The following is a 10,059-nucleotide window of genomic DNA, read 5'->3' as shown; positions in this document are numbered from 1 at the left end:
GAAGCTCTCAGGCGTTGGTTTCGCAAAGGTACAAATAATTTTCATTCTACCAAATCTTCAAGAAGAAAACTTCAAGAAACTTCCGAAACACCACCTCAAGGGCACTCCCAACAGTAGCCAGACAGGTTCACAAGTAAACCCCCGTTTTCGGTTGCGAGCGCAAAGGTACAAACTATTTCNCATTCGACCAAACACCGAAGCCATTTTATTTCCGATCAGCGCCACATCCGCAAGCTCCTCTGAGCTATCAGCGACACCCGTTTCTCGTTTGCGAGTGCAAAGATAGAAACAATTTCCCAACTGACCAAACGATTNCCAAAGAAAATTATAAGATATTTNACAAANCNCTGAAAACCANCACGAATAATTTTCTATCCCCAAACCACCTCAACACCCTACTCCAACACCCAACACCCAGACCACCCTCTCCAAACAACGCCTACCCCCACAAAACAAAACTCCTCCCCTACCCACCATCGCCTACTCACCAGAGTACCATCGCCTACTTGCCTGAGCAAAGAGGTTCCCTCTAGGGAGGGACTCCAGTCTCTCCCCAGAGAAACTCCAGTCCCTCCCTAGAGAGACTTTCCCCGCTAGCGCTACCCCTGTCCTCCACAATACATAGAACATCCCTCCATGCGCCCACCTACCCACACCCCTCCACCCTCCCTCAGAAAATGAAAGTCAATACTAGAGCACCTTGGGGATTAGGTGAGAAATGGGTATATTTGTTAGCAGATAAGCACAGAGAGATCATACAGTACACACATATATATAAGGTATCATCAAGATGGCTGAACTTATTTTATCAGAAAGTGACCAAACACAACTGGCGGTGAAGGGTATCACCCGCCAGCAACTCGAAGGACAGTTAAGGCGATTTACCCAAGGCTTTCCCTTTCTCCATATTGTAAAAGCAGCAGAAGAGGGAGATGGCATACACAAACTCGAAGGTGAAGCACTTGAAAGTGCCTTGAAACAATGGGAAAAGGTACTTCAATCTCGAGACATTGTGGTGAGTCGGTTTGTGCCTGCCAGTGGTGCTGCATCCAGAATGTTCAAAGATCTCTACCACTTTCTGCACACCGGAGAGAAAAAAGAGTCTGTGCGCCAATTTTTAGATCACATAGAGGAGTTTGCCTTCTTTGACAGTCTCAACCGTTCTTGTATGCTTGGAGAAGGTGGCAAGGGGTGCCTCAAACTAATACAAGCTGGGGAGGAACGCACGGTAGTAGAATATTTGCTTGAGCGGAAAGGGCTCAATTATGGGCATCTACCTAAGGGACTACTCCAGTTTCACAAATACCAAGATGGTAGCCGCACCCCTATAGAGGAGCAATTAGCAGAGGCATCGAAGTATGCTCGAAATGCCGATGGCACAGTAAAGGTGCACTTCACCCTAAGCCCCGAGCATATCGATCCTTTCAATGCTCTCATTCACAAAAGAAAAGGAGAGCTAGAGGAGAGATATTCAGCTATCTTCGAGATTTCGCACAGCTTACAGATGAGCGATACAGATACCATTGCGGTGGATATGGAGAATAACCCCCTCCGTGATGCTACAGGCGAACTTATCTTCCGCCCTGGAGGGCATGGCGCGTTGATCCACAACCTCAATGAGATTAAGAGCGACATTATCTTCATCAAAAATATAGACAATGTAGTGCCACAACCACTGTGGTGCGACACGCTTATATATAAGAAGGCATTGGGTGGGTTCTTAGTGGAGCTTCGCAATCAGGTCTACAAGTTTATGGCACAACTTGGCGAAGACAAAAAGGCGAGCGGCAATCTGATCAATGAGATCCGCACCTATGTGAAAGAGAAGTTTAGCATCGACACCACCCCGCTTAATGATCTTTCGGCCGATGAGCAGACTAGCTTCCTACGTCGGTTACTGAACCGTCCTCTGAGGGTCTGTGGTATGGTAAGGAATCTAGGTGAACCAGGTGGTGGACCATATATTGTAAAGAATGAAAATGGTAGTACAAGCCTACAGATACTTGAGAGCACACAGATAAATCAGGACGACCCTACAGACAAAGAGCTATTTGAACACAGCACCTACTTCAATCCCGTTGACCTTGTACTGAGTGTTAAGGACTATAGGGGCAATAAGTTCGACCTCACCTCTTTTGTCGACCCTGAGACAGGTTTTATCAGCTACAAGAGCCAAGAAGGTAGAGAGCTCAAGGCGCTCGAGCTTCCTGGGCTTTGGAATGGTGCCATGAGTAATTGGCTTACCGCCTTTGTAGCTGTACCAGCTACCACATTTAATCCAGTGAAGACGGTCAATGACCTACTCCGTCCGTCACATTCTCTCAAATAAGAATAGATATCAAAGTAACATAAAGAATATATAATATGAAAGAAGAGATCAAAAGTAGACTTCAAGCTCTTAGGAATGCTATGAGCCAAGAGCATATCGATGCATACATCATCCCCAGCTCAGACCACCACCTCAGCGAATATACTCCTGATTGCTGGAAAGATCGTGAGTGGATTAGCGGGTTCAATGGTTCGGCTGGTACAGCTGTAGTAGCTATGGACGAAGCTGGGCTATGGACTGACAGCCGCTATTTCCTTCAGGGGGCGGCTCAGCTCGAGGGTACCACCTTCACGCTCCGCAAGGAGGGTCTTGCTGACACACCTAGTATCTCCGACTATCTCAGGAAGAAAGAAGGGATTAAGAGAGTGGGCTTCTTCGAGAAGTCTATGAGTACTCTAGAGGCACTTCGCTATAAAAAAGCACTCGAAATAGCAGGTATCGAAATTGTTAGTGACAAAGACCTCGTATCTATGGCGCGTACGGATGCTCCAGAGATTCCTCGCAATCCTTTCTTCGTGATGCCCCTAGAGTATGCAGGGGAGAGCACTAAAGACAAGGTAGCACGTGTTCGTACGGCATTGGCCGACAAGGGAGCTAACGCTATTATAGTGAATATGCTATGCGAGCTGGCTTGGCTCTTCAATATCCGCAGCAATGATGTGGCGTACAACCCTGTAGGTATTGGCTATGGCTTGGTTACAAAAGATAGTGTGAACATATACGCATTTGCGGAGAAGCTACCCGAGGAAGTACAGAAGCACCTTAAGGATAATGGCGTAACCATTAAGCCCTACGAGGCTGTCTATGCCGATGTGGCTTCACTCCCCGAGGATACCGTGCTATCGCTCGACCCACAGCGTAATAACTACGCCTTCTACAGAGCCATTCCTAGTGGTATCACCGTCATTGAGCAGCTTAGTCCAATCACGCTTCTCAAAGCAGTGAAGAACAAGACAGAGTACAAGGGCTACAAAGATGTGATGAAGCGCGATGGAGCTGCACTCACTCGCTTCTTTATTTGGCTAGAGAAAGCTCTTGCCGCTGGCGAGACACCAACAGAGTATGAGGTAGGTATCAAGCTCTCCAGCTTTAGGGCTATGGATAAGAACTATGTGAATGATAGCTTTGGCACTATTGCCGGCTTCAGAGGTCATGGAGCTATTGTACACTACAGCGCTACTCCAGAGAGCAGTTACGAACTGGAGCCCAATGGGATGTTCTTACTAGACTCAGGTGGTCAGTACTACGATGGCACCACAGATATCACACGTACGGTATCACTTGGAGGGCAACCAACTAAGGAGGAGATGGGCGACTACACTCGAGTACTCAAGGGACATATCCAGCTAGCCATGGCTATTTATCCTGCAGGCACTCGCGGTTCGCAGCTTGATATCTTAGCACGCAAGGCATTGTGGGATAATGGTCAGAACTATGGTCATGGTACAGGTCACGGTGTTGGTTATTTCCTAAATGTACACGAAGGGCCACAGAATATCCGCATGGACGAAAATCCTACAGTGCTCCAAGTGGGTATGGTTACCTCTAACGAACCAGGTATCTACATTGCCGGCAAGTATGGTATCCGTATTGAGAACCTTGTTTGTACCGTCCCATATGCCGAGAATGACTTTGGGAAGTTCCTCACTTTTGAGACCCTCACCCTCTGCTATCTAGATAACAACCTAGTGGAAGTCTCCCTACTCACCGATAAGGAGCTAGCTTGGTATAACGACTATCAAGCTCGTGTATACAAGGAAGTATCACCACTCCTCTCGGCAGAGGAGGCTGCATGGCTCAAGGATAAAACCGCACCACTAAGTAAGTAACCCAAGATACTAGGTAGGTGTGCCAATCATTTTTCACTAAAATAGATTTGGCACACCTACCCTTATTATATAATTGTATGGCAATTATTCAGAGCGTCAGGGGCTTCACCCCTAAGATAGGAGAAAACGTATTCCTTGCAGCCAACGCTACAGTGGTGGGGGATGTAGAGATAGGCGATGGGAGTAGTGTATGGTTTGGCGCCGTAGTCCGTGGTGATGTAAATAGCATCCGTATCGGGAAGAATGTAAATGTACAGGATGGCGCTGTACTTCATACCCTGTACGAAAAATCGGTTACCATCCTTGAGGACAACGTCTCTATTGGGCACAATGCTATTATCCACGGAGCAAAAGTAGAGGAAGGTGCCCTCGTGGGGATGGGAGCTATAGTGATGGATCATGTAGTAGTAGGACGTGGTGCACTTGTAGCTGCTGGGGCTGTAGTACTTAGCAATACGGTAATCGAACCAGGAGCACTCTATGCCGGAACTCCGGCTAAATTTGTGAAGATGCTCGACCCCGAGCAACAACAGACCATTAATAAGCGTATCTCTGACAACTACCAGATGTATGCCTCTTGGTTTCCCAACCAAGAGTAGTATTGAAAAATAGATTCTTCGGATCCAATAGTTATGCCCCATTATTTGGTAGTTTGGGAGAAATAAGTTATCTTTGTATTACTAGAGAGGTAGCGACCCTCTTGGGCAGGGGTGAGTAAGACTTAGTGCGTCGAGCAAATGCGAAACTCATCAATATATTACAATTCCGAGATCCTTGGTCTAATGTGATGACTGGCCTCAACTACCTTCGGGCAGTGTGTCGAAAGACACCAGTGGATTTCAAAGCGTTAGCCATCCTCAAACCCTTAATTTCGGAGTTTTCACAATTTCCTTGGCGCACTTTTTATAACGGTCGGTAGACTAGCTTTTCATGCTAGACTACCGACTGTTTCATTTATCCGTATCAAGCCTCGTACCAAAGTCGCTTCCATCGTCCCTAGCCTTAGTGTCTTGTATTATGCCTCCTTGCAATGCCAGTGCCTATTGGAGAGAATGTTTCTTTGCACAACATTCTCAAATAATGCTTATCTTTGTGCTATGAAAGAACTTAGCGAGGATTGGCAAAGCCGCACAAGTCTACTTGTGGGGCAGGAGAGACTGCGGAGACTTGGTGGTAGCCATGTGCTACTAGTGGGACTTGGTGGCGTGGGTGGTTATGCTGCTGAAATATTGGCAAGGTCGGGCGTAGGCAGACTAACGATTGTAGATGGCGATGTGGTCAATACCACGAATATAAATAGGCAATTGATAGCTCTTCATAGCACAATGGGGCGAAGCAAAGCTAGTCTTTGGGCGGAGAGGATCAGAGATATCAATCCCGACATCCAGCTAGAAGTGCGAGAGCAATTTATCCGAGACGAAGAGACGTACGAACTACTCGATGCTGCCGCTTATGACTTTGTGATAGATGCAATAGACACACTAAGCCCTAAGGTACACTTGATTAAGGCTTTGGTGGAGCGGGATATTCCCTTTGTGAGCGTGATGGGGACAGGAGCGAAATTTGACCCAAGGCAGATAAAGATAGGGCGAATGGATAGGGCAAAGAACTGCCCATTGGCTCGGATGATTAGGAAGCGACTTAGACGGCTAGAGGTATCTCTTAAGTTTCAGGTCGTCTACTCGGAAGAGTTACCCAACGAGGAGGCCATTGTAGTAACGGAGGGAGAACAGAATAAAAAGTCGATGACTGGGACGATTGCGCACAATCCAGCGGTGGCAGGCTGCTATGCAGCCTATGCAGCACTCGACCATTTAATACACATATAATATAAATGGAGCGGAAGTTACTTATCAAAGCGGTAGATATCCACAAAAACTTTGGCGCACTAGAGATACTCAAGGGGATTACGATGGAGGTATACGATGGAGAGATTGTCGCCATCGTAGGTGCTAGTGGTGCGGGCAAGACGACACTACTTCAGTTACTAGGAACTCTTGATAAGCTCGAAAGAGGGCGTATAGAGATTGGGGGTATAGAGATTCATGCGCTGAGTGAGGAGCAACAGGCAGACTTCCGCAATCAAAAGATGGGTTTTGTATTTCAGTCTCATCAGCTACTACCCGAGTTTACCGCCGAAGAGAATGTAGCAATACCTGCAATGATTGGTGGAAAGAGCAAAAAAGAAGCAATAGCATTGGCTAGGGTGCTCCTACAACAACTGAGTATGGAGGAGAGACTAACCCACAAGCCTGCGCAGCTAAGTGGGGGCGAGAAGCAAAGGGTGGCAGTGGCTAGGGCGCTCATCAATAATCCTCTTCTCATCCTTGCCGACGAACCTACAGGTGCGCTAGATAGTGACAATCGAAAGGATTTGCATCGGATATTTAAGCAATTGAATGAGGAGAGAGGACAGACTTTCTTGATTGTGTCGCACGACCCAGAGATCTCACAGGTAGCACACAGAACTATTCGCTTAGAAGACGGCATAATAAAGGAATAAAGACGTGAATGGGGTAACAAACGGTGACCGCAAGGTGCTTATTGTACTACTCGTGCTGGTACTGGCACTGATAGGATACATGGGGATTAGTGGTGCTAAACCCATTAGGACTACAGATACCCCATCGGTAGGCATCAGAGATACTGTATATATAGAAGTGCCAGACAGCTTAGCTGGTGTGGAGAGTGGTGATAGACTTCCTATCCGAACCGACAGATACCCAGGGCCACCACAACGAGTACAGTATCAAAAGAAACTGAGCGCAGGAGCTACCATTGACCTCAATAGCGCAGATACACTACTCCTCATGAGAGTCCCCGGGATAGGTCCTTCCTTTGCCCGAAGAATATGCAAGTACAGAGAACTGCTAGGTGGCTACTACGTGGTGGAGCAACTACAAGAAGTGTATGGCATGGATAGAGAGCGGTACGATCAGATCGCTCCATTCATGAGGATTAAGACTAAGGTTCGACCCCTTGTAGTAACAAGAGACAGCATCCCTCGGCACCCCTACCTTCAGTGGCAGCACGTGCGGGCAATAGAAGACCTCTATAGGAGTGGTAGGGAGCTTAACTGGAAAGCTCTTATGGATAGCGGGAAGTTTTCTCGTGATGATTCTCTGCGCCTATCACCATATCTAACCTTCCAAGGGGTTAGAGAGGTATCTTTGGGCGTGGAGTCGCCTACAAATACGGAATAAAGTACCTAAAAGGGGCAGTATTAATCTAAAAAATAGTAAGTTTGCAAGGAATAATCCAATATCAAATTTCGTAATAGAAATATATGGCTAATGTAATCAAAATTAAGAAAGGGCTAGACATCAACCTTGCTGGCAAAGCGCCTAAGGTAGAGGTTCAGGTGGGCGAAGTCCATTCTTATGGCGTAGTGCCTGACTTTTTCCCTGGGTTTGTGCCCAGGTTAGAGGTGCAGGTGGGTGACCGCGTACAAGCTGGTTCCGCACTTGTATACCATAAGGACTGCCCTAAGCTCAAGCTGACAGCTCCCGTGAGTGGAGAGGTTGTTGACGTGAAGCGCGGTGCTAAACGCAAGATCTTATATATTGAGATCAAGCCCGATATCACTATCGAGTATAAGAACTTCGATGTAAAGGGAATTGCTCAGAAGAGCACTGAGGAATTGATAATGCTACTCGGGGAGAGTGGTTTCTTATCCTTATTCCGCAACCGTCCGTATGACAGAGTGATTAATCCTAATATCACCCCAAGGGATATATACATTACCGCTTACCAGAGTGCGCCACTCGAAGGTGATGCTCTAGAGCTGATAGGAGAAGACCAACAGTATCTCCAAGGAGCTGTGGATCTTCTTAGCCGTCTGACCATAGGCAGGGTACATATCAGCACCAAGGCGGGTAGCGGTCTTAAGCTCACCAATTGCGAAATCCATGAAGTAGATGGACCACACCCAGCAGGCAATGCGAGCGTAGTTATCAATAAGACTCGCCCTATCAATAAGGGGGAAAACGTATGGGTGATGGGCATCACAGAACTAGCTCTACTGGGGCGCTTCCTCGCTACTGGTCGTGTAGACTTGAGGCACAAGGTAGTATTTGCTGGCTCTAGAATGGAGAGTGCTGGTTATGCTGAAGTCATTGCAGGTGCCGATATCATGGAGCTTTGCAGTGCCAAACTAGACAAGAACCACGGAAATGTACGTCTTATCGATGGTAATCCGCTCACAGGCACTCAGGTGCTTGAGGATAGGCGCCACATGAGTCCATTCCATAGCCTTATCACTGCTATCCCAGAGGGCGATGACGTCCACGAGATGTTCGGTTGGGCATCACTAAGTCCCAAGAGGTTTAGTGTTAATCGCGCATACCCTAGTGCATTCCTCGGGAAGAGCAGAGCGTATGATATCGATGCCCGTCTCAAGGGTGGTCCTAGGGCTATCATCGTGAGCAACGAGTATGACAAGGTATTCCCAATGGATATATTCCCAGAGCAGCTCATCAAGTCTATTATTGCTTTTGACATTGATAAGATGGAGGCTCTTGGTATCTATGAGGTAGCACCAGAGGATTTTGCACTATGCGAGTTTGTGGACACCTCTAAGCTAGAGCTTCAATACATCGTGCGCAAAGGATTAGACCAGCTCTACAAGGAGTTGAACTAATCGAGAGTTAGAATATTCACGATATAAAAGAGTATAGTACTTTGAACAGTTTAAGAAAATATTTAGACAAGATCAAGCCAAACTTCGAGAAGGGTGGCAAGATGTCTGCATTGTGGTCTACTTTTGATGGCTTTGAGAGCTTCCTCTTTGTGCCCAATACGACCAGCAAGCGTGGTGTGCATATCCATGACGCCAACGACTCTAAGCGGACAATGATCATAGTGGTGATGGCTCTAATCCCTGCGCTCCTATTCGGAATGTACAACGTAGGGTATCAGCATTACTTAGTTACAGGTCAGGAAGTAGGCTTTTGGACTACTTTCTTCTATGGTTTGCTAGCGGTGCTTCCACAAATAGTGGTAAGCTACGTGGTAGGTCTCGGCATCGAGTTTGCCGTAGCACAAGTAAAGAAAGAGGAGATCGCCGAAGGATTCCTCGTATCCGGGCTCCTTATCCCAATGGTAGTGCCGGTAGAGACTCCGCTATGGCAGATTGCAGCAGCTACGGCTTTCGCTGTGGTATTTGCGAAAGAGGTATTTGGTGGAACGGGGTACAACATCTTCAATGTAGCGTTGGTTACACGTGCCTTCCTATTCTTCTCATACCCAGCTCAGATGACAGGTGACTCTGTATTTATCCGTACAGGCAAGACCTTTGGGCTAGGGGGTGAGGCTACAGCTATCGATGCCTACACAGGCGCTACCCCTCTTGGACAGGCTGGACTTACAGGAAACGAGGTACCACAGTTGACAAATGCTATTGGTCAGCCCATTAGCACACTTGACTACTTCCTAGGTCTTATCCCTGGATCAGTTGGTGAGACCTCCACTCTAGCTATTCTACTAGGTGCTCTTCTACTCATTATCACGGGCATTGCTAGTTGGAAAATAATGGCATCAGTATTCGCTGGTGGTTTTATCACTGCCTTTATCTTCAATGCTATTGGCGGCAATGGAGTGATGCTACTCCCAGCTATAGACCACCTACTTCTTGGCGGCTTTGCTTTCGGAGCAGTATTTATGGCAACAGATCCCGTTACCGCATCTCGTACCGAGACTGGCAAGTGGATCTATGGTGCCCTCATCGGATTCTTTGCAGTAGTTATCCGTGCACTCAACCCTGGTTACCCAGAAGGTATGATGCTCGCTATACTCCTTATGAATGCGTTTGCTCCACTCATTGACTACTACGTAGTAGATGCCAATGTGCGCAAGCGTATGAATCGTGCTAAAGCAGCATCTGCTGTAGAGAAGAAGTAATGT

At 47.2% G+C, this 10,059-nt stretch carries 8 protein-coding genes; all 8 read left to right on the top strand.

Features of this window, described 5'->3' with window-relative positions; genetic code table 11:
- Positions 1-802: 802 nt before the first annotated feature.
- The 8 genes from A3GG_RS0104735 (at position 803) to A3GG_RS0104700 (ending at position 10,056) form a co-directional block, all read left to right on the top strand.
- On the top strand, positions 803-2,329 hold the full coding sequence (locus A3GG_RS0104735) for a DUF4301 family protein (RefSeq protein WP_026215626.1): 1,527 nt from the start codon (positions 803-805) through the stop codon (positions 2,327-2,329).
- 35 nt (positions 2,330-2,364) lie between these two features.
- Complete coding sequence (locus A3GG_RS0104730) at positions 2,365-4,158, top strand: aminopeptidase P family protein (RefSeq protein WP_018358174.1); 1,794 nt, start codon at positions 2,365-2,367, stop codon at positions 4,156-4,158.
- A 77-nt stretch (positions 4,159-4,235) separates the two neighbouring features.
- Positions 4,236-4,757: a gamma carbonic anhydrase family protein gene (locus A3GG_RS0104725; RefSeq protein ID WP_018358173.1), complete on the top strand. Its 522-nt coding sequence runs from the start codon at positions 4,236-4,238 to the stop codon at positions 4,755-4,757.
- A gap of 498 nt (positions 4,758-5,255) precedes the next feature.
- The gene (locus A3GG_RS0104720; protein ID WP_018358172.1) at positions 5,256-5,987 is read left to right on the top strand and encodes a tRNA threonylcarbamoyladenosine dehydratase; all 732 of its coding nucleotides are present in this window, start codon (positions 5,256-5,258) and stop codon (positions 5,985-5,987) included.
- Positions 5,988-5,992: 5 nt separating this feature from the next.
- Positions 5,993-6,661 carry an ABC transporter ATP-binding protein gene (locus A3GG_RS0104715; RefSeq protein WP_018358171.1) on the top strand — a complete coding sequence of 223 codons (669 nt, stop codon included), beginning with the start codon at positions 5,993-5,995 and terminating at the stop codon, positions 6,659-6,661.
- Positions 6,662-6,665: 4 nt separating this feature from the next.
- A complete protein-coding gene (locus A3GG_RS0104710; RefSeq protein ID WP_018358170.1) occupies positions 6,666-7,361 on the top strand; it encodes a ComEA family DNA-binding protein in 696 nt (231 codons plus the stop codon).
- Positions 7,362-7,444: 83 nt separating this feature from the next.
- Entirely contained in the window at positions 7,445-8,797 is a 1,353-nt protein-coding gene (locus A3GG_RS0104705) for a Na(+)-translocating NADH-quinone reductase subunit A (RefSeq protein ID WP_018358169.1), read from the top strand.
- 41 nt (positions 8,798-8,838) lie between these two features.
- A complete protein-coding gene (locus tag A3GG_RS0104700) occupies positions 8,839-10,056 on the top strand; it encodes an NADH:ubiquinone reductase (Na(+)-transporting) subunit B (RefSeq protein WP_026215625.1) in 1,218 nt (405 codons plus the stop codon).
- Positions 10,057-10,059 lie beyond the last annotated feature (3 nt).

This window comes from Porphyromonas levii DSM 23370, assembly GCF_000379925.1.
Lineage (GTDB): Bacteria > Bacteroidota > Bacteroidia > Bacteroidales > Porphyromonadaceae > Porphyromonas_A > Porphyromonas_A levii.
The sequence above is the reverse complement of the archived record's forward strand: the minus strand, read 5'-3'. Positions and strand labels throughout refer to the sequence as shown.

Excerpts from the sequence above, each read along its gene's own strand:
- A3GG_RS0104705 (WP_018358169.1), top strand. The coding sequence starts at position 7,445 with ATGGCTAATGTAATCAAAATTAAGAAAGGGCTAGACATCAACCTTGCT.
- A3GG_RS0104725 (WP_018358173.1), top strand. The coding sequence starts at position 4,236 with ATGGCAATTATTCAGAGCGTCAGGGGCTTCACCCCTAAGATAGGAGAA.
- A3GG_RS0104720 (WP_018358172.1), top strand. The coding sequence starts at position 5,256 with ATGAAAGAACTTAGCGAGGATTGGCAAAGCCGCACAAGTCTACTTGTG.
- A3GG_RS0104730 (WP_018358174.1), top strand. The coding sequence starts at position 2,365 with ATGAAAGAAGAGATCAAAAGTAGACTTCAAGCTCTTAGGAATGCTATG.
- A3GG_RS0104715 (WP_018358171.1), top strand. The coding sequence starts at position 5,993 with ATGGAGCGGAAGTTACTTATCAAAGCGGTAGATATCCACAAAAACTTT.